The sequence below is a fragment of the Sinorhizobium sp. GQ132 genome, assembly GCF_059758575.1.
This window is the reverse complement of record NZ_JCAXDX010000011.1, coordinates 1-18,384: the sequence shown is the minus strand read 5'-3', so window position 1 is coordinate 18,384 and position 18,384 is coordinate 1. Positions and strand designations below refer to the sequence as shown.

The 18,384-nt window shown below is 61.7% G+C and carries 16 protein-coding genes; 7 read left to right on the top strand and 9 right to left on the bottom strand.

Translation table 11 applies throughout. The features are described 5' to 3' along the window. Nucleotides 1-108: 108 nt before the first annotated feature. Genes AC6CIG_RS23575 through AC6CIG_RS23555 form a run of 5 tightly spaced genes read left to right on the top strand, consistent with a single transcriptional unit; the run spans nucleotide 109 to nucleotide 6,946 of the window. Nucleotides 109-1,470: a CheR family methyltransferase gene (locus AC6CIG_RS23575; RefSeq protein ID WP_498323914.1), complete on the top strand. Its 1,362-nt coding sequence runs from the start codon at nucleotides 109-111 to the stop codon at nucleotides 1,468-1,470. Further along, nucleotides 1,467-2,141, top strand: coding sequence for a chemotaxis protein CheW (locus tag AC6CIG_RS23570; RefSeq protein WP_498323912.1), 675 nt, complete (start codon nucleotides 1,467-1,469; stop codon nucleotides 2,139-2,141). Before AC6CIG_RS23575 ends, AC6CIG_RS23570 begins: the two co-directional genes overlap by 4 nt. Then, on the top strand, nucleotides 2,119-3,759 hold the full coding sequence (locus tag AC6CIG_RS23565; RefSeq protein WP_498323909.1) for a methyl-accepting chemotaxis protein: 1,641 nt from the start codon (nucleotides 2,119-2,121) through the stop codon (nucleotides 3,757-3,759). Before AC6CIG_RS23570 ends, AC6CIG_RS23565 begins: the two co-directional genes overlap by 23 nt. Continuing rightward, complete coding sequence (locus AC6CIG_RS23560; protein WP_498323907.1) at nucleotides 3,746-5,872, top strand: hybrid sensor histidine kinase/response regulator; 2,127 nt, start codon at nucleotides 3,746-3,748, stop codon at nucleotides 5,870-5,872. Before AC6CIG_RS23565 ends, AC6CIG_RS23560 begins: the two co-directional genes overlap by 14 nt. Before the next feature lie 9 nt (nucleotides 5,873-5,881). Next, nucleotides 5,882-6,946: a chemotaxis protein CheB gene (locus AC6CIG_RS23555; protein WP_498323905.1), complete on the top strand. Its 1,065-nt coding sequence runs from the start codon at nucleotides 5,882-5,884 to the stop codon at nucleotides 6,944-6,946. A 54-nt stretch (nucleotides 6,947-7,000) separates the two neighbouring features. Here the strand turns inward: AC6CIG_RS23555 and AC6CIG_RS23550 are convergent, their stop codons facing one another. The 8 genes from AC6CIG_RS23550 to AC6CIG_RS23515 all read right to left on the bottom strand — a co-directional run bounded on the left by AC6CIG_RS23550 (nucleotide 7,001) and on the right by AC6CIG_RS23515 (nucleotide 14,581). Next, a complete protein-coding gene (locus tag AC6CIG_RS23550; protein WP_498323903.1) occupies nucleotides 7,001-7,966 on the bottom strand; it encodes a type II secretion system F family protein in 966 nt (321 codons plus the stop codon). 9 nt (nucleotides 7,967-7,975) lie between these two features. Then, nucleotides 7,976-8,977: a type II secretion system F family protein gene (locus tag AC6CIG_RS23545; protein WP_498323902.1), complete on the bottom strand. Its 1,002-nt coding sequence runs from the start codon at nucleotides 8,975-8,977 to the stop codon at nucleotides 7,976-7,978. 27 nt (nucleotides 8,978-9,004) lie between these two features. Further along, on the bottom strand, nucleotides 9,005-10,432 hold the full coding sequence (locus tag AC6CIG_RS23540; protein ID WP_498323900.1) for a TadA family conjugal transfer-associated ATPase: 1,428 nt from the start codon (nucleotides 10,430-10,432) through the stop codon (nucleotides 9,005-9,007). Between the two features lie 92 nt (nucleotides 10,433-10,524). Beyond that, complete coding sequence (locus AC6CIG_RS23535; protein ID WP_498323899.1) at nucleotides 10,525-10,701, bottom strand: Flp family type IVb pilin; 177 nt, start codon at nucleotides 10,699-10,701, stop codon at nucleotides 10,525-10,527. A 344-nt stretch (nucleotides 10,702-11,045) separates the two neighbouring features. Further along, a complete protein-coding gene (locus AC6CIG_RS23530; protein ID WP_498323897.1) occupies nucleotides 11,046-11,471 on the bottom strand; it encodes a TadE/TadG family type IV pilus assembly protein in 426 nt (141 codons plus the stop codon). After that, nucleotides 11,468-13,228, bottom strand: a complete 1,761-nt coding sequence (locus tag AC6CIG_RS23525) for an AAA family ATPase (protein WP_498323896.1) — start codon at nucleotides 13,226-13,228, stop codon at nucleotides 11,468-11,470. The genes AC6CIG_RS23530 and AC6CIG_RS23525 overlap by 4 nt, the downstream gene beginning before the upstream one ends. Before the next feature lie 7 nt (nucleotides 13,229-13,235). Further along, the gene (cpaB, locus tag AC6CIG_RS23520; RefSeq protein ID WP_498323895.1) at nucleotides 13,236-14,027 is read right to left on the bottom strand and encodes a Flp pilus assembly protein CpaB; all 792 of its coding nucleotides are present in this window, start codon (nucleotides 14,025-14,027) and stop codon (nucleotides 13,236-13,238) included. Nucleotides 14,028-14,068: 41 nt separating this feature from the next. Then, nucleotides 14,069-14,581, bottom strand: a complete 513-nt coding sequence (locus AC6CIG_RS23515) for an A24 family peptidase (protein WP_498323893.1) — start codon at nucleotides 14,579-14,581, stop codon at nucleotides 14,069-14,071. A 254-nt stretch (nucleotides 14,582-14,835) separates the two neighbouring features. Here AC6CIG_RS23515 and AC6CIG_RS23510 point away from each other — a divergent pair, with 254 nt between their 5' ends. Together AC6CIG_RS23510 and AC6CIG_RS23505 are read left to right on the top strand one after the other, a co-directional pair. After that, nucleotides 14,836-16,131 carry a pilus assembly protein TadG-related protein gene (locus tag AC6CIG_RS23510; protein WP_498323892.1) on the top strand — a complete coding sequence of 432 codons (1,296 nt, stop codon included), beginning with the start codon at nucleotides 14,836-14,838 and terminating at the stop codon, nucleotides 16,129-16,131. Between the two features lie 112 nt (nucleotides 16,132-16,243). Then, nucleotides 16,244-16,750, top strand: a complete 507-nt coding sequence (locus AC6CIG_RS23505; RefSeq protein ID WP_498323891.1) for a pilus assembly protein N-terminal domain-containing protein — start codon at nucleotides 16,244-16,246, stop codon at nucleotides 16,748-16,750. A gap of 170 nt (nucleotides 16,751-16,920) precedes the next feature. Here the strand turns inward: AC6CIG_RS23505 and AC6CIG_RS23500 are convergent, their stop codons facing one another. Further along, nucleotides 16,921-18,231, bottom strand: a complete 1,311-nt coding sequence (locus tag AC6CIG_RS23500) for a mechanosensitive ion channel family protein (RefSeq protein ID WP_498323889.1) — start codon at nucleotides 18,229-18,231, stop codon at nucleotides 16,921-16,923. Between the last annotated feature and the right edge of the window lie 153 nt (nucleotides 18,232-18,384).

Genomic DNA, 18,384 nt, shown 5'->3' with positions numbered 1-18,384 from the left:
GACGGCAGTCAATGTATGTGGAACAAAAATGCGCCAGCCGATTTCGACAGAGAGCTTCATCCCGACGCGCCTTCGCCCCTGTCTGGTAAACGGGCAACGAGGCGTCCAGTGACCAAGCGCGGCCCGTTGTTGGAGCTCGCTGAACAGGTTGCAGGCAGGGTCGGCCTAAGCTTCGCGGCATCCCGGAAAGAAGCCGTCGCTTCGGCGATAGAGCGGGTCATGGTGCGGCGCGGCATTGGCGAGGGTCGCTCGCTTCTCGACCGGCTGGGATCGGACGAGGAGTTGACCGACGACGTGATCTGCGCGGTTACAGTTGCCGAAACGCATTTCTTCAGGGGGCCTGAGCAATTCGAGCTGATACGGCAAACTATTCTCCCGGAACTGCTGCGACGGCGGCTCGACGGGTCTCCTCTGCGAATCTGGAGCGTCGGTTGCGCGACGGGTGAGGAACCGTATTCGCTTGCCATTCTATGCGAGGAGGACGGCCTCCTGGACGGTGTCCGAATCGATGCAGCCGACATTTCGAGGAAGGCACTCGCCGCGGCCAAGGCTGCCGAATACGGCGAGTGGGCCTTGAGGAATACGGGCCAGAGGCTGAGGCAACGATATTTCACGTCGTGCGAGGGGCGCTTTCGACTGAACGAGCGATTGCGCCGGAGGGTCGACTTCGCTCATCTGAATCTCGGCGCAGACGCGCTACCGTCTCCGGAAGAGCGATTGTCTGACTTCGATTTGATCCTTTGCCGCAACGTGCTCGTCTATCTCGAGGCGAGCGCGGTGCGCCGCATCGCCCGTCAGCTTCTGGCCTGCCTTTCCGATGGCGGCTGGCTGCTGACGGCGCCGACCGACCCGCCCCTATGGAGATACGCCCCCTTCGAGACGTCGATCACGCCCGCGGGCGTTGTCTACCGCCGCACCATGGCTCCGGACACACGAAAGAGCTCGACCGCGTGCGTCGCTCCTGTTCGACGCCAAACCGGAAGACCAGCCGCGGGCGTTCCGCTCTCTCGGGCTCGCCTCGTGCCCGCACAAAAAACGACCGGCGACGATGCCGCCAAGGCCATTGCACGGCAAATCCGATCGCGTGTCGAACTGGGTGAGACCCGTGAGGCCGTGCGCCTTGCCGCGCTGGCGACCGAAACGCATCCGCTATCTGCGGAACTGCACTTCCTTGAAGGCCTCTCCCGGATGGCACGCGGCGAGACCGACGCGGCGACGGCTGCACTCCGGCGAGTGGCCTATCTCGACGGCAAACTGGCGGCCGCACAGTTCTTCCTCGGTATCTGCCTCAAGGACAGCGATCCGCATTCGGCCCTGCGCGCCCTCGAAAATGCGCTGTCGTCTTGCCTCTCTCGCCCGCCGCGCGAACACGTCACGCTGATGCCCGAGGCAACGGCCGGGCATCTCGCGCAGCGCGCACGGCGAGAGATCGGCACGATCCGACGACTTCTCGGGAGCGAAGCCGGATGAAGACACCTTCCTGCCCCGCCGTCCGTTCGCTCGACTGGACCGCCGTCAGAAGCCGTATGGCAGCAGCGATAGAACAGACGGAAGCGCTTCTGAAGGCGTCACAACAAGAGTCTAAAGCGCAACACGAGCAACGATCAACCCGCGCGGCCGCCGACGTATCCGCCGCGCAAAACGAAGAACAGGCCGTGGGTCTCGTGACCTTCGTGCTGGCTGACCGCCAGTTTGCCTTGGAGATCCGCTACGTTTGCGAAATAGTTTCGAGGGCACGCATTAGCCCGCTCCCCGGAATGCCCCCGCATGCCTGTGGCGTTTGCGACCTGCGCGGTCAACTGCTTCCCGTGTTCGATCTGCGCGGACTGCTCGAACTACCGCAAGCGGCCGGTATCGCGAATGACTGGGCGATCGTGTGCGGGCACGAGCGTCCCGAATTTCTGATACTTTCCGAAGCCGCCCCGGAGATCCTGGCGGTCTCCCTGGAGGAGACCGGCGCAGCGGAGAGCGCTTCAGCTCCAGCCACAGCATGGCACCGGGCGATGACGAAAGCCGGGACAGCCATTCTCGACGGCCGCCTCCTTTTGGATGACCGCCGCTTCCTTCTTGATGATGAGCAGATCACCGCCAGCCACCAGACGGAAAGGACCGAGTTCGATGATTCCCCGACCAGCGAATAGCCTCTATGGCGCATTGGGATTGGCAATGCTCCTGTTCGTTGGAGCATCGGCGCTGCTCGTCGGGTCCAGCTTCATTGCTCTGGAACGCGTGCGGGCCGATCTTGCGGCTACGTCCTCGCTTGGCAAGGAACGGCTCGCCTACCAGATGATCTACACGGCCAGTCACCTGGAAGGAGCGGAGGGTCCGGATCGCGCCACTGCTGCCGATGAGCTACGCCGCTTGATGGCTCGCAATGAGCAGCTCCTTGCGAGTCTGGCGGATAGCGACGAGGGGATCGGACTGGCGGCAGCGAACGATCCTGCTGCTCTCACGCAGCTTGAACAAGCCCGCCAGCATTGGCGGGATGAGATCAGGCCCGCCCTGGAAAGCGCTATGTCCAGCGCACCGCTCAGTCGCGGCGCACTGGACGAGCTGGATCCTGAGATCAGAGCGTTTGCGGCGCGCCTCGACGGATTGATCAGCCGCATCGAGCAGGCGGGAGTCACCCGGCTCCAGCGCTCCCAATTGTTGCAGTTTGGTTTTTCGGCTCTCGCCCTACTGCTGCTCCTTCACGTGCTGAGGGTCGGGCGCCGTCTGGCCAGCCGCACGCACGCACTCGCGGTGCTGGCGGAAAAGGTCAGCGCCGGTGACCTGGCGCAGAAGGCGTCGGTCGAGGGAAGCGACGAGCTCGCGGTTCTCGGCGCCTCCTTCAACGCGATGACGGAAAGGCTTGCCGGTATGATCGACAACGAACGGGGCAGCCGGGAGAGGCTCGAGGCGTTGCTCGCCACGATCTCGGAAACGGCGCAACACCTCTCATCCTCAGCTGCGGAGATACTCGCTGGCACCACGCAACAGGTCGAAGGCATGCGCGAACAGTCCTCGGCCGTTGCCCAGACAGTCACGAGCGTCGACGAGGTGTTGCAGACGTCAGAACAGGCGGCGCAGCGCGCGCAGCAGGTTGCCGCCTCCTACGACAACGCCGTCAAGATCAGCAATGAGGGCCGCAGAGCGCTGGACGACACAGTGCAGGTGATGAATGCCGTCAGCGCGCGGACGGAAACGATCGCTGCAGATATTCTGTCGCTTGCGGAAAACAGCCTCGAAATCGGTGAAATAGTCTCGGTCGTTGCCGAGATCGCAGACCAGACGAACCTCCTGGCATTGAATGCTGCGATCGAGGCATCGCGTGCCGGCGAACACGGCAGGGGCTTCAATGTCGTCGCTAGCGAGATCCGGACGCTTGCCGACCAGTCGAAGTCTGCGACCACCCGGGTTCGCCGCATTCTGATGGAAATTCAGAAATCGACCAACTCCGCGGTGATCGGCGCCGAGGATGGATCCAAGAGCGTCAGCCGTGCGCTCGAGACGGTCAGCGAAGCGGGCGAAACCATACGGCAACTCGAGGCGATCGTCGCCGATTCCGCGCGATCGGTCGCTCAAATCGCCGCCTCGGCGGGTCAGCAACGTGCCGGCATGAAGCAGATTCACGAAGCAATGCATTACATCGAACAGACCAGCAGCCAGAACCTCTCGGCGATACGCCAGGCAGAGGAGGCAGCGAAGGATCTGAACGAACTCGGCTCGAGGCTAAAAGAAATGCTCACCGACCACGGCAACGAACATGATAACACCTGAAGAACTCGACCCCGGCCTGTTGAACATGTTCACTCATGAGGTGCGGGAACGTGCGTCGGAGATGGAGAATGCCGTGCTGGCAATTGAGGCGTCCGGCGACGTAGATCGGAAGCGGCATCTGCAGGAACATCTTCTAAGAGTGGCGCATAGTCTCAAGGGTGCCGCCGGCCTGCTTCAGGTGCGCGGGGTGGAAACGATTTGTCACTGGGTGGAGGAAATTCTTTCGATCGCTGCGAATGAAAGGCTTGTTCTCGAAAAGCCGAGGCTGGACCTGCTGCTGTCGGCTGCGGACGCAATCAGGGACGCGGCCGAACTGCTCGAGAGGGGCGAAATTCCCTCTTCCGCGCATGGCGAGGACGTGGTCGAAAAGCTGAAGTTCGTCGCAGGCGCGGGTTCCGATGACGGCCTAAAGCAGGCGCACCACCACCCGCCCTTGCCTGAGCCGGAGATTGCCATTCGCATCACCGACACCGACGGTTCCATGCGCGTCTCCGCCGCGCGTCTGGATGCACTCCTATACAGAAGCGGTGAGATGCTGACCTTCAATGGCGTCATGCGGCGTCATGCCGAGGAGGCCTCTTCGCTGCGCGAGGAAGCAAGGAAAATGCGCGCACCGGGTTCTGATCCCACTGGGCGAGTGGCGAGTGTCGAAAGCGGGCTGCGCCAGCTCGCGGCTCTCCTCCGCCAGGATGTTCGCCTTATGCAAAGTGCAGTGACCGCACTTGACGAGGAGATCAGACTTGCGCGCACACAGCCATTTGCGGAGGCGTGCAAGGGCCTTGGCCGTATCGTCCGGGACGTGGCGGCGGCATCGGGTAAACGGGCAGAACTGGAGATCAGGGGCGGAGAGATCGAAGTCGATCGCTCCGTCATTTCAGGGCTGCAGGATTCGCTTCGCCACCTCGTCCGCAATGCGGTTGCGCATGGAATCCAGACGCCGGAGGAGCGTCGGGCGGCAGGACGGCCGGAAAAGGGCAGCATCCTCGTTTCGGCCGCGATGCAAGGAAATCGGATGGAGGTTCGTGTCGAAGACGACGGCCGCGGCCTGAATTTGGCTTTGCTGAGTGCGGCGACAGGCGAAAGCACCCAAAGCAAGCAACCCGAAGCGGATCTCCTGCGGCGTGTCTTCGAGCCGGGCGTCTCGACCTCGGCGACCGTCACGCGCCTCTCAGGGCGCGGAATAGGCCTCGACATCGTCAAAAGCAATGTGGAAAAGCTACGCGGCGCGGTCGACGTATCGCAGGTACCAACCGGCGGTGCTGCTTTCACCCTCACCCTGCCTTTGACCCTTGCAACGGTTCACGTCCTGGAAATCCTCGCGGGAGGACATGTGTTCACGATCGACACCGCGTCCGTCCAACGCGTCATCCGGGTCGACCGCCGGGACCTCACGCAGACAGAGGGCAGGAATTTCGTCAGCACCCCGACCGGTCCGATGCCCTTCATCGATCTTTCGCTTTGGCTCCGCCTCCAGCCGAACCGCAGCGATGCAAGCGAAACCATCCCAGCAGTGGTCGTCGACTCGCCGGGCGGGTCCACGGCAGTGCTCGTCGACGAAATCACCGGGGAACAGGAACTGCTCACACGATCGCTCGGTCCGCGCCTGGCAAATGTCCGGCGTTACAGTGGTGGAATGGTGCTGCCCGACGGGCGCATCGCCCTCCTCCTGAACGTCGCAGCCCTCGCCGACGCTGCAGCTGAGGTTCGGCCTCGCAACAGCGCCGTCGGGCGCCGGGCCGTTGCGGCCGCTCGGCGGAAGGTCCTTGTCGTCGACGATTCGAAATATGTGCGAACATTAGTGAAGCTCATACTGGAAGGCGCAGGATATGATGTAACAATGGCGACCGACGGCACGGAAGCGTTGAAGCAGCTTTGCGACCATGGAGCCGACGTGGTCGTAGCCGACGTCGATATGCCGTCAATGAATGGCTTCGAGCTGACGCGGGCCATTCGCCAGTCGGACCGCTTTACCGGCACGCCCGTCGTACTCGTCACCGGCCGGGAATCCCTTGAAGACAAGTTGAAAGGACTGCGCGTCGGCGCAAACGCCTATCTGAGGAAGGATCAGTTCGATGCCCACGACTTCCTGGAAACAATGCGGCAGGTCGTTTGAGGGAAGAGGATGGTACGCATTCTTCTGGCGACATCCACACACGAGCTCGAAGATCTCGTAAAGAGGGCGATCGAGGGGGACGCCTCTGCGGAGCTCGTCCTGATCGCAAGAAGCGGGAGAGACGCGGTTAGAATGACCGGCGAACTCTTGCCGGACATTGTCGCCGTGGAACTTAGCCCTTCGGGGGGTGACAGCGCAGAAACGGTCAGGGAGATAATGATCACGGCACCGACGCCAATCGTTTTGCTCTCCCATAGGGACGATCCGCAGCTCGGGACCATTTCGGCGCGGGCCCTCGAAGCGGGCGCTCTCGCGGTCATCCCGGCGCCGGCCGCGCACGCCATGCCGCTCGAACAGCCGGCAATCGAAAAGTTCCTTTCGACGATCAAGGCCATGTCGCAGGTAAAGGTCGTCCGGCAATGGCGCCAGAAGGTCCGCGGAGATCGCGCGGCCAAAGACCAACCGCCAGCGGCAAGGACGCCGATCGGAATCGTGGCGATCGCGGCCTCGACCGGTGGGCCGGCGGCGATCCGTGCGATACTCAAAGACCTCTCAGCCGATTTCCCGGTGCCGATCCTCATCGTCCAGCACATGTCGAGCGGCTTCATCGACGGCGTTGCCGCCTCTCTCGACGCGACCGTGCCGCTCAAGGTGAAGGTCGCCAGGAATGGAGAGCTTCTCAAACCCGGCACGGCCTACCTCGCACCGGACAACTATCAGCTCGGCGTCTCGGGCAGGTCGCGCCTACGCGTCTCGGACGATGCTCCCGTCAACGGCTTCAAGCCGTCCGGATCCTACCTCTTCGGCTCGATCACGCGCGCCTTCAAGGGGGAGTCGCTCGCGGTCATCCTGACCGGAATGGGCGATGACGGGACGGAGGGGCTTCGGGCGCTGCGCATGGCAGGCGGCAAGGCAATTGCACAGGATGAGAAGAGTTCGGTGGTCTTCGGCATGCCGAAGTCAGCGATCGGCGCCGGTCTCGTGGACCTGGTGCTGCCTCTGGAAAGCATAGCCGAGAACATCACTGCCATCGCCCGCGGACGACGCGAACCGGAAGAGGAAACACGGACATGAACGTTGTGGCGCCCACGCGTCGGACTTGACGCGCAGGCGCCACACCGCCCCCGTCTAGATGCTCATGATCTGAATGACCGCCGGAGTGATGATCACCGCAAAGAGGACGGGCAGGAAGAACAGGATCATCGGCACGGTGAGCTTGGGCGGAAGAGCGGCCGCTCTTTTTTCGGCCTCGCTCATGCGCATGTCCCGGTTTTCCTGTGCCATCACGCGCAACGCCTGACCGAGAGGCGTGCCGTATTTCTCCGCCTGGATGAGGCTGGTGACGACGGCGCGCACGCCCTCCACGCCGGTTCTCTGTCCCAGGTTCTCAAAGGCCTGTCGCCGATCCTGCAGATAGGAAAGCTCCGCGGTGGTCAGCAGCATCTCCTCCGCAGTCTCCGGCGATTGCGTGCCGATCTCCTCGCCAACCTTCCGGAAGGCGCTTTCGATCCCCATGCCGGCTTCGACAGTGATCAACAGAAGGTCCAGCGCCTCCGGCCAGGAACGCCGGATCGACTGCTGCCTCTTGGTGATCCTGTTCCTGATGAAGATCGCCGGAGCGAAATATCCGAACGCGCCCATGGCGGCGGCTATCGCCACCACTAAAAACAGCGGCGCCTCCGGGCGGACGACCAACAGGATGTAAAGCAAGCAGGCCGCAAAGATAGCAACCGGCGCGATCAGCCGGAAAGCAAGAAACGCCGTCACTGCGGCATGGCCACGATAGCCCGCCATGCTCAACTTGCGCACGATCTCGCCGTCCTCCGCCTGCTTGGCAAGCCGGAAGCGGTCGACGATCGTCTGAAAGAGGCGCTTTGGTTCCACACGCAAGGATACCTTGCTCTTCTCCTCCAGCCGGGCGCGTTCGCGCTGGCGGATCTGCTCGCGTTCGCCCTCCACCTTTCGCATACGCTCCGACAGCGTATCCCGGAAGACGTAGGGCCAGGATATGACGACGACCGCTGAAAAGGCGGAAAAGCCTGCCATTATGGCCGCCAACTGTTCCGGGTCTGGGATATGGACGCCAAGGTTCATCTCAAGTTCTCAGAAGTCGAAGTTGATCATCTTGCGCATGACGAGGATGCCGATGCCCATCCACAGCCCGCAGCAAACGAGTACGACCTTGCCGATCGTCGTCATGAACAGGAGCGTCATGTAGTCAGGGCTCGTAAAATAAACGGCGCCCGCGACGACGAACGGCAAAGCACCGATGATGCCGGCCGAGGACTTCGCCTCCGCGCTCATCGCCTTGATCTTGGCTTTCATCTTCTTGCGCTCGCGCAGCACCCTGGACAGATTCCCGAGCGCTTCCGAGAGGCTGCCGCCGGTCCGGCTCTGAATGGCGACGACGATGGCAAAGAAGTTGGCTTCGGCCAGCGGCATGCGTTCGCTCATACGCTTCACGGCCTCGTCCGCCGGTATGCCCAGCGTCTGATCCTGAACGATCGCGAGGAACTCACCCTTGACCGGCTCCTGCGCTTCCGTGGCAATGACCCTCAGGCAATCCGGCATCGGCAGGCCTGCCTTGAGTCCTCTGACGATGACGTCAACGGCGTTCGGAAACTCGGCAGTGAACCGGGCAAAGCGCGCATTGCGCTTGATGTTCACATAGAGGTGCGGCAGGAGCAGTCCGCCGGCGATGGCGAAACCGACCGACACCAGCGGGCCGAGGCCCAGAAGCAGGAGCATCACGGCCCAAGTGGCCAGCGCAGCGCCGGCACAGACGAGAAAATAGGCTTTGCGGGACCAATGGAGACCGGACTGACGGAGCCTCGCCGACAGCGTCACCTTGCCTTTGCGCGCGTTCGCCCGGCGCTTCTCCTCTATCTCGCGCAGCGTCTTTTCCACCGACCGGCGGCGGTCGCGGCCATCCGTCTCAGCTGGCTCGTTTTGCTTCCCTTCCGCCCGCGCCGAAATGCGCTCAAACCTCTGGCGATAGGCGCTTGCCTTGGAGACACGCGGATAGAACGCCGCCACCATCACACCGCCGATGCTGGTGGATGCCAGGAGGAACACGAAGACGGGAAACAGCAAAGAGGTTGCCATCTGTTTTGGCCCTGTGTCAGCGTTGATTTAAGCGGCGGCCTTCATTTCCGCCGCGTCGAGGGCCGCGGCGAGCCGGGTCTCTTCGCCGTAGTAGCGAGCGCGATCCCAGAATGCCGGCCGCCCTATGCCGGTCGAACGATGTCTTCCGATGATGTTTCCCTTCTCGTCTTCGCCGCGAATGTCGTAGAGGAAGAGGTCCTGCGTCGTGATCACGTCGCCTTCCATGCCGAGCACTTCCGTGATGTGAGTGATCCGGCGCGAACCATCGCGAAGACGCGCCGCCTGTACGATCACGTCGACCGACGAAACGAGCATTTCCCTGATCGTCTTGGCCGGCAGCGACCCCCCGCCCATGGTGATCATCGCCTCGACGCGTGCCATCGCTTCGCGCGGGGAGTTGGCGTGGAGCGTTCCCATCGAACCGTCGTGGCCGGTGTTCATCGCCTGCAGCAGGTCGAAGGCTTCGGGCCCGCGCACTTCGCCGACGATGATCCGCTCGGGCCGCATGCGCAAGCAGTTCTTCACGAGGTTGCGCATGGTGATCTCACCCTGCCCCTCTATGTTCGGCGGCCGCGTTTCAAGGCGCACGACATGCGGCTGCTGCAGTTGAAGCTCTGCCGCATCCTCGCAAGTTATGACGCGCTCGCCATGGTCTATATAGCCGGTCAGGCAGTTCAGAAGCGTCGTCTTGCCAGAGCCGGTGCCGCCGGAAATGAGAACGTTGCAGCGCACGCGTCCGATGATCTTGAGAACCTCGGCGCCCTCCGGCGAGATCGATCCGAACCGGACCAGCTGGTCGAGGGTCAGCTTTTCCTTCTTGAACTTGCGGATTGTCAGCGTGGGGCCGTCGATTGCCAGCGGAGGCGCGATCACGTTGACACGGGAGCCGTCGCCCAGACGGGCATCGCAGATTGGGCTCGATTCGTCGACGCGCCGGCCAACCTGGCTGACGATGCGCTGGCAGATGTTAAGGAGCTGCTCGTTGTCGCGAAAACGGATCCCCGTCTCCTGCACCCGGCCGTTCACTTCGATAAAGACCTGATTGGCGCCATTGACCATGATGTCGGCGATGTCGTCTCGTGCAAGCAGGGGCTCGAGCGGCCCGTAACCCAAGATGTCGTTGCAGATGTCGCTGAGAAGATTGTTCTGCTCCGCCATCGAAATGCCGGCCTTCTTGGCCGCGACGATGTCGTTGACGATCGCGCCTATTTCCTTACGCGCCTGCTCACCATCCATGCCGGAGAGTGCCGCAACGTCGATCGTCGCGATGAGGGCGCTGAAGATTTCCTTCTTCAGAGCGTAGTAATGTTCGGCCTTGTCGGCCTTTTCCGTACGGACCGCTGGAACTTCGATCGGCTTTTGGCTCGCGTCCCGTACCGGCCCGGCATCACCGGACTCCGGTTGAGCGGCCGCTTCGCGGGTCTTTTCTTCTAAGTGGGATTTCTTGCCGAACATGGTGTCGCTCTGCTTAATGAGGTCCGTGAGCGTTGCAATGCGAAAGCGGAAGGCAATGCCTTCCGCTTTCGCTTGGCGATCGGCGGCTCGGCTTAAGCGGCAGGGATGACGAGTCTGTCCGCGATCGCTTGGAACGCGGCAGTCACGTCGGTGCCGACAAGCCCCACCGCACCGATGATGGCGACGGCAATAAGGCCAGCAATGAGACCATATTCGATGGCGGTGGCGCCGGATTCGTTGCGAGCAAAACGGACAAGAAGATTTTTCATGGTTCGGTCCTTCATGGGTTGGAGAAAGTGCCGAAACCTGGTTCGGCGTCACAGGGCCGGGCCGGGTCTGCCTCGTGTCCCGCTTGCTGTGTGGCCCTTATATAGACTTTGTTAACCCTTTTGATCCATTCAGCCTGATGGCCGATCCGGTGCCACAGGTGGCTCGTCCTGTTGGTCTAGTCCGATCGTCCGAGCCGCGGTTTGCGGCTGCTTGAAGTTTCGGTGCGCCGCGACCCAAGGGTTATTCGAGACACTCCGCCCCGCTCCAAATACCCGTCACCGCCGCCAAAAGATCGTTGCAAACACGGCAGTTGAAATTTGCCGGCCTGGGCCTGGAAGTTCAATCACCCGATGGGGATGCGCCGCGACAAATTGAGGCTGACGGGGCTTTGGGCGAGACCGGGGATGAGGAAGGCGAACGGGTAACTAATCGACAGCACGCGGAAGGCTATTCCGTCCACCGTTTCCTTGCTGACGGCGATGCTGAGCAGCGCCGGATCGCCACTGTGAAAGCTCTGGCGCACTGCGCTGTCCAGCTTGGTCTCTGCTTCGCTGTCCGTCGCATCACGCGCGATCTGCCCGATCAGTACCCGGCGAGCGGCAACGTCGACGGCGTGTGACAGTTCATTGCGCACGTAAAAGGCGCGGCCGAACTCGATAATGCCGAAGACGAGCAGCAACAAGGGCATGCAGACGAGCGCGAATTCCACCGCCGCTGCGCCTGATTGACTGCGCCACAGGCGGCGGAGGATGGCAGGTGGAGCTCTCATTGGACTTGCACCTGCATGGAGGAGCCGAGTTCGAACACGGGAAGTACCGCCGGCAGCGACATGGGCCGATAGGACTTTGCCGCCGCCAACCGATAATACACGAATTGTGGTTTCGCGTTTGCGCAGGTCACCGTCCCGCATTGCGGCGCGGCCTCAGGTGCCACATCGGCATTTTCCGGGCAGGCGCAGTAGCGCTTCACCGCCGGCAGCGTGGTGCTCGCCAGACCGGGGCTCTGGGCCAAGGTGGAAACGAGCACCTTTTGGACCTGCGCCGCGCCGGGATCGGCCAGGGCGGCCTGCGCACCGGCGCGCAGGACATGATCGATCGTCATCCGCTCATGGATCGCAAGACCGAGATCGGCCGTCGCCACGAGACCGAGAGCGAGGACCGGCGCAATCAGCGCGAATTCGACCGCCGAAGCACCGGCCTCGGACGTCTTCAATTCGCCAGCCCTTTCGCGCAGCATCGACGGCGCCTTCGGCTTTCCGCGCTTGAAGACCTTCTGCAGCAAAGCTCTGACGCCTTTCTGCCGCGTCCGTCTCTCCCGCGTCCCGCCAACCCGCCAAGCGAGCGAAACAATGGCTTCCCCCGCCTTCGATTCCGGTGCCGACTCGATGACCAGCCGGCCGTTGTTGGCCGCCGCGCCGAACAAGGAGGGCTCGAACGCCAGAGAGACGCTCTCTTCGAGGCCGACAGCCGGCACGAAATCCTTCGGCTTGATTTCCTGAAGTTTGGGGGTGCCAACCTTGTTGAGCACAAGCCGCGGCGGCGGATCGTTCGGCCGCGACTTCTTCAGGAAATCGATCAGGTTCTTAGCATTGCGCATGCCAGCCAGATCAGGCGTTGCTGTCACCACGATTTCGTCAGCCTCGAGCAGGATCTTCCGAGTCCACTGCGTCAGGACGTATGGCAAATCGACTACAACATGCCAGGAGCTCGAGCGCGCTACGTCGAGGAGATGATCAACATCCTCCTCCCGCAGATTGATGAACTTGTCGAGATCCGTGGTTGCCGGAAGCAGGTGCAGGCGATCCGTGTAGTTCACCGCCAGGCGCCGCAGCAGCACGTCGTCGAGACGGTCGGGACTCTGAAGCACATCCACCATGCCGTGCTTCGCCTCGATGTCGAAATTCAGGCCGAGCGTACCGGACTGAAGATCGAGATCCGCCAGAAGAACATCGGCATCCACCCGCTTGGACATGGCATATGCCACATTGTGCGCGAGCGTGGAGGAGCCGGTCCCCCCTTTTGCACCGACGAATGCGACGATGCGCCCCAGCTTTTCCTCGGTGGAGTCACGAAAGCAGCGGTGCACCGCCGCCACGAAGTCCATCGGCTCGAGCGGCATGACGAGATAGTCGCTCACACCGGCATCGAGAAGCTTCTTGTAGAGGCCCACATCGTTGGAGCGGCCGATGACGATGACCTTGGTCCCCGTGACGCACTCCATCGCGAGCCTTTCCAGGGTGACCATCAGACGGGCTTCGCCTTCGTCGCTCTCCACGACGACGAGGTTCGGCGATGTGACGCCGGCATAAAGCGCAGTCGCTTCTTTCATTCCTCCCGCCTTCACCGTCACGGTGGCACGCGCCATCCGACGGTCGATCGCCGCCCTGCCGATAGCCTCGCTCACCGCTTCTGACTGGCAGAAGACGGCGATGTCCACCTTCGGTAGGGGCAATAGCGGTGCAGCGGTCATCGGCTGCGGTGCTTCCTTGGTTTGACTATCAAGCTGTTTCATCTTCGGGATTTCCATAAATGGATCAGCTGCCGTCGGAACGGGAGGGAACTTCCACCATCGACATGCGTCCGCCATTGAAGAAGCGCACCACGCCGCGTCGGGTTCCCTCAGCTTCCACGACCGAGGCTTCGTGATTGTCGGTAATCGCACGAAGTGCGAGCGAAACCGTGCCGGAGGCTTCCGCCGCCGCGACGACTGCGATCTGTTCCGGATCCACTTCGAGCGTGGCAGTCTTCCCGATGACCGAGGCTCCATCGGACGCTTGTGAAACGGTCTGATCGACGGCGAGGACGCGAATGTTGGATAGTATCGCCCGGCTGACGACCTTGCCGGCGTCACCGGAGGCGCCAGGCCGCGCAACGGTGTGAATGACGTCGACATGGTCGTTCGGCAGGATGAAGCCACCGGCGGTGCTCTCGGCCGTGACGCGAACGGCAATCGCCCGCTTTCCCGAAGGCAGCAAGCTGGAAAGATAACCCGTGCCGCCCTGCGCAAGCTTGTCCTCACGAATGGGTTCTCCCGCTACGAAGCCGCTTAGGGCGTGCGAACCCTTGAGCGCTGTCGTTGCATCGGGTCGGGAGCTGCGGCTGATGAAGACAGGGGGGATTTCGCCCTCCCACGGCTGCCAACGCAGCTGGCTCTCTTCGATCACCGCACCGCGCTTGAGCTCTGCAGCTGCGACGAGCACCTCCTGCGAGGGCGTTTCTTGAACCTCTGCAACCTCGACCGCGGGCTGATCGCCAGTGCCGAGCGCCAGCCAGGACGCGGCTCCGCCGGATGCCAGTGCGAGCAGGAGAATGACGATACGGATCATGGGTCAACCTCGTCTTGCGCGGCGGATCGTTGCGCGATGGTTTAAAGGAGGACGGAGCACCAGTGGCTTTCCGGCAGCAGCAGAAGGGCAGCCGGCGCCATAGCCGCGCCATAGGGAATGCCCGTCTCGCGGTCGAGTAGACGCTTCGCCCAGGCGCTTTTCTTCACGATGAGCGGTAGAGGCACCCGTCGAAGCTGAAGAAGCCCGACCGTCAGGGCCGCGCCGATAACCGACGTGTAGAGGATGAAGGGGAGCGCAAGGTCGGCGCCGAGCCAGAGCACGGCGACAGGCAGGAGTTTTGCGTCACCCCCGCCGATCCAGCCGGCGGCGAAGAGTACGAAAGTGCAAGCGAGGACGGCGGAGGCAACGAGAACGCTCGACATTACCGTCGCGAGGTCCAGGCCCGCAGCGGGTGCAAGAATGGCGAAGGCGATCACCAGGACGACGACCAGTCGGTTGGATATGGTCATCGTCGCCACGTCCCTGATGCCGGCGTAAGTCATCGCTCCAGCGAAAAGCAAAAAAGCGGACCAAGCTGCGGATGTCGAGATCATCTTCGATGCCTCATGCACAAGGGCCCGAAGGGGGCCGGTTGGAATGTCCCGAATGTGCCTATTGCGCTAAGAAATATCCATTCGACCTGATGGACTAAGCACGCCACGCGAAGGGCTGCGACCCGGACTAGGCCGACTGGCCGAATCGCCCGCAGGCGTCAGGCGGGATATATCGTCCCCACCGGACATGCATCTCGCCCAAAGATTTGCAGCGGTTTCGAGCAACGACATGCGTGCGGCTTCGGGAAACGTGGATGAGCATCAGAAATGACGCAATCGAAGAAGCGAGCGGTTCGTCTCGGCGGCGGGGATATGTGCGGCGATTTCTGGAAGCCGAAAGCGGCGCCGTGGCCGTCATCGCTGCCGTTGCTTTTCCGGTGCTCGTCGGCGCGATGGGCTTGGGGGCAGAGACAGGATACTGGTATCTGGAAAAGCGTAAACTGCAGCATGCGGCGGACGTATCGGCCTACGCCGCAGCCGTGCGCCATCGCGCAGGTGATCAACAATCCGCACTTGAGGCCGCCGCGCGCAGGGTGGCAGGCGGCTCAGGGTTTTCGCCAGGGAGGCTCACCTTGTCCACGGCCCCGGGCTCTGCCGCTGGATCGAACAAGGTGACGGTCGAGTTGACCGAGACGCATCCGCGCTTGTTTTCTTCCGTGTTCGGCACTGGGACCATCACCATGAAGGCACGCGCAGTCGCCCAGGTGACCGGCGGCTCAAAGGCCTGCGTACTTGCCCTGTCGAACTCCGCACCGGGCGCCATAACGGTAACCGGTTCGACGGACGTTCAATTGTCCGGTTGCAGCGTGGTCTCCAATTCTAGTGCCGCCGACGCCTTTCTGATGAAGAACGGCAGCGCGCTCATGTCGACAGATTGCGTGTATACCGTCGGCGGGGCCGTAACGACGGCGGGCCTCAAGCTCACCGGTTGCAGCAAACCCGTCCAGCAGGTTCCGCCGACGCCGGACCCCTTTGCATCCGTCGCCGAGCCGGACAAACTGCACATACAGCAGCTTCCCTGCCGAAATCTGACCTATGTCTCGAACTCCACCTATGTCTTCGACCGGCTTGCAAGCGGGATCGAGGCGATCAGGTTCTGCGGCGGAATGGACATCAAGGGAACGATTGCACTGAAGCCGGGCCTGTATATCATCGACGGCGGCGATTTAACTGTGACTGCCGGCGCAAAACTCACCGGCGAAGGCGTTACCTTTTTCTTCGCCAATTCGGCGGCCGCCAATCTGCTCGGCAACGGCGACATCGATCTGTCCGCTCCCACCAGCGGACCCTTTGCCGGTCTGCTGTTTTTCTCAAGTCGCCAAAGTGCCGGCATAATCCATCAGATAACAGGTAATTCCGAGTCGACGCTGGTTGGAAACCTTTATGCTCCGACGGGCCGTATCGAATTTACCGGAAACTCGAATGTTGCCGGAGGATGTACGCAGATCATTGCCGATCAGGTCACTTTCACGGGCAATTCGACAATGGAGACCTGCGCCTCCCCGACGAAAGAGATCCTGGTCGGTCGGACGGTATCGCTGATCGAGTGAGGGCGAGACGCCGCCATGTCCTCAAGCGGAGCGGCAACTTCTTTGTAGTCGGCCGGAACGCGAGGGACGTCCAGCCGTTGACCTCGACTGTCATCAATGCAGGAGTAATCCCATGTCCAGGCGCTCAACAGGGGCCGTCCTTTTGCTGGCGATGTCAGCTCTTGCCAGGCCCTCAGCAGCGGACGAGCAAAAAACGGCTATAATTCCGGTTCAGCAAATGGGAGCCGAAGGGGTGGAGCGGCTTGTCGTCGACTTTGCCAAAACCGTTGCGCTTCCTCGGCCGGCGAGCACAGTCATCATCGGCAACACGGGAATAGCGCAGGCAAGCCTGAGCGACGACCAAACCGTGATCCTCACCGGCAAGACACCCGGCACTACGAACCTTATCGTGATCGACAGCGACGGCGCCGAAGTGGCGAACCTCGTTCTGGATGTCGTTGCGAGCAGCGGCCGTCTGGTCACGGTTCATCAGGGCGTACGGCGGTCAACCTTCACATGCGCGAGGCGCTGCGACCCGGTCTTGCTCGTCGGAGACGACGCTGACCACTTCAACGCCACGGCCTCGCAAATTGCCGCGCGCAACGGCTTTTCCGCCTCCACCCCGAACAATCAGCAGTGACGGCATCCTTCCGTTCAGGGACGCGCGGCTGTTAACTCGAACGGCCCCGTCGGCCCGCACAGCAGAAATGATTTCCGCCTGCCTGACCCCCAGAGCGTTTCACGGTTTCATTGGAACAGTGAAACGCTCTCTAACACCTTGTAGGCAATTCCCACGGAAACCGGCGCCTATCAGACTGTAAATCTATCCTCGCGGCGCCGCTGAATCTCCACTGGGGTCTTCATGATGATTTCTCGATGCGGAAAGGGGATGGATACCCCCGCATCTTTAAACGCATCCCATAACGCCATCAGAACTTGGCCGCGTACATTCGTCAAACCGTTGGCGGGATCCGAGATCCAGAAGCGGAGGCGGAAATCCAGCGAGGAGGCACCAAAGGCGGTCATCCAGCAGACCGGCGCCTTGTAGTCATTGACGACGCGGGGAACGGCCGATGCGGTTTCGATGGCGATCCGTACCACCTCATGCGGATCGCTGTCGTAGGATGTGCCGAAATCGACATCGATACGGACGTAGTCGCTCGAAAACGACCAATTCACCACCTGTTGCGAGATGAAGTCCTCATTGGGGATGAGGTATTCCTTTCCGTCGCGGGTAATGACCGACACGAAACGTGCGCGCAGGTCGCGGATGGATCCGAACGTGTCGCCAAGCGTGATCGTGTCGCCGGGCTTGATCGATTTATCGAGCAGGATGATGATCCCGGAAATGAAGTTGGACACGACCTTCTGCAATCCGAAGCCCACGCCGACACCGACAGCACCCGAAAAGACCGTCAGCGCCGTGAGATCTATACCCGTCGCGGACAATGCGATTGCACCGGCGATCATGATCAGGACGATCTTGATGACCTTGCTGATCAGCACTTTGAACGATGGCGAAAGGTCACTCGAACGCTGAACCCAATGGGCAAGCACATTGCCGACGAGCACTGCGACCCAAATAAGGGCGACTGTCAGAACAATCGCCTTCAGAACGATCAGCAGTGAAAGACGCATCACGCCCAAATTGACTGCGGCAGCATCGAGCGCCGACAGGACAGGGCCGTCAAGCCCGGTGGCGTATACGGCGAAGTATCCCCAGCTTACTATGGCCACCAAACGCGACAGGGTCGGGTTGCGAATGATCTTGGTCAGCACGGAAATTAAGAACCAGGCGGCCACCAGAGACAGCGCTGTAGCGACCAGCCATCGTTGCGACGGCCAGGTACCCTGTTTGAGAATGACGTTCGCAAGCCACAGCCAAAGGGTCAGAAACAGCCATTTCAGGCGGCGCATGAAGGCAATGATGACGCGCAACAGATCTGGGTTGCCCTTGATGCGCCGAGCCCTGGTTTCCATCGCCGGCTCGGTTCTGGATGCGACGAAGGAGGCGAACACGTAACCGACGGCGATAATCCCAAGCTGGTAGAATGTCCATTCGCTGAGCACGAATGTCCTGAACCAGATTTCAAGCGGTCGAACCATCTGCATGAAATCCACGGCAGAGCCTCTTGAACTAGATCTGCAATCCCCTGTTAGAAAATGTTAGCCCTAAGCTGCCCAGTGGAAAATAGTTCACTTCCGCAGTGCCCTGTTGCACAGGGCCCTACTACATGTTTCCTTTGATCGTAGCCGATTAAGGGACAAAAACAT

Excerpts from the sequence above, each read along its gene's own strand:
- AC6CIG_RS23570 (WP_498323912.1), top strand. The coding sequence starts at position 1,467 with ATGAAGACACCTTCCTGCCCCGCCGTCCGTTCGCTCGACTGGACCGCC.
- AC6CIG_RS23565 (WP_498323909.1), top strand. The coding sequence starts at position 2,119 with ATGATTCCCCGACCAGCGAATAGCCTCTATGGCGCATTGGGATTGGCA.
- AC6CIG_RS23560 (WP_498323907.1), top strand. The coding sequence starts at position 3,746 with ATGATAACACCTGAAGAACTCGACCCCGGCCTGTTGAACATGTTCACT.
- AC6CIG_RS23555 (WP_498323905.1), top strand. The coding sequence starts at position 5,882 with ATGGTACGCATTCTTCTGGCGACATCCACACACGAGCTCGAAGATCTC.
- AC6CIG_RS23550 (WP_498323903.1), bottom strand. The coding sequence starts at position 7,966 with ATGAACCTTGGCGTCCATATCCCAGACCCGGAACAGTTGGCGGCCATA.
- AC6CIG_RS23545 (WP_498323902.1), bottom strand. The coding sequence starts at position 8,977 with ATGGCAACCTCTTTGCTGTTTCCCGTCTTCGTGTTCCTCCTGGCATCC.
- AC6CIG_RS23540 (WP_498323900.1), bottom strand. The coding sequence starts at position 10,432 with ATGTTCGGCAAGAAATCCCACTTAGAAGAAAAGACCCGCGAAGCGGCC.
- AC6CIG_RS23535 (WP_498323899.1), bottom strand. The coding sequence starts at position 10,701 with ATGAAAAATCTTCTTGTCCGTTTTGCTCGCAACGAATCCGGCGCCACC.
- AC6CIG_RS23530 (WP_498323897.1), bottom strand. The coding sequence starts at position 11,471 with ATGAGAGCTCCACCTGCCATCCTCCGCCGCCTGTGGCGCAGTCAATCA.
- AC6CIG_RS23525 (WP_498323896.1), bottom strand. The coding sequence starts at position 13,228 with ATGGAAATCCCGAAGATGAAACAGCTTGATAGTCAAACCAAGGAAGCA.
- cpaB (WP_498323895.1), bottom strand. The coding sequence starts at position 14,027 with ATGATCCGTATCGTCATTCTCCTGCTCGCACTGGCATCCGGCGGAGCC.
- AC6CIG_RS23515 (WP_498323893.1), bottom strand. The coding sequence starts at position 14,581 with ATGATCTCGACATCCGCAGCTTGGTCCGCTTTTTTGCTTTTCGCTGGA.
- AC6CIG_RS23510 (WP_498323892.1), top strand. The coding sequence starts at position 14,836 with ATGAGCATCAGAAATGACGCAATCGAAGAAGCGAGCGGTTCGTCTCGG.
- AC6CIG_RS23505 (WP_498323891.1), top strand. The coding sequence starts at position 16,244 with ATGTCCAGGCGCTCAACAGGGGCCGTCCTTTTGCTGGCGATGTCAGCT.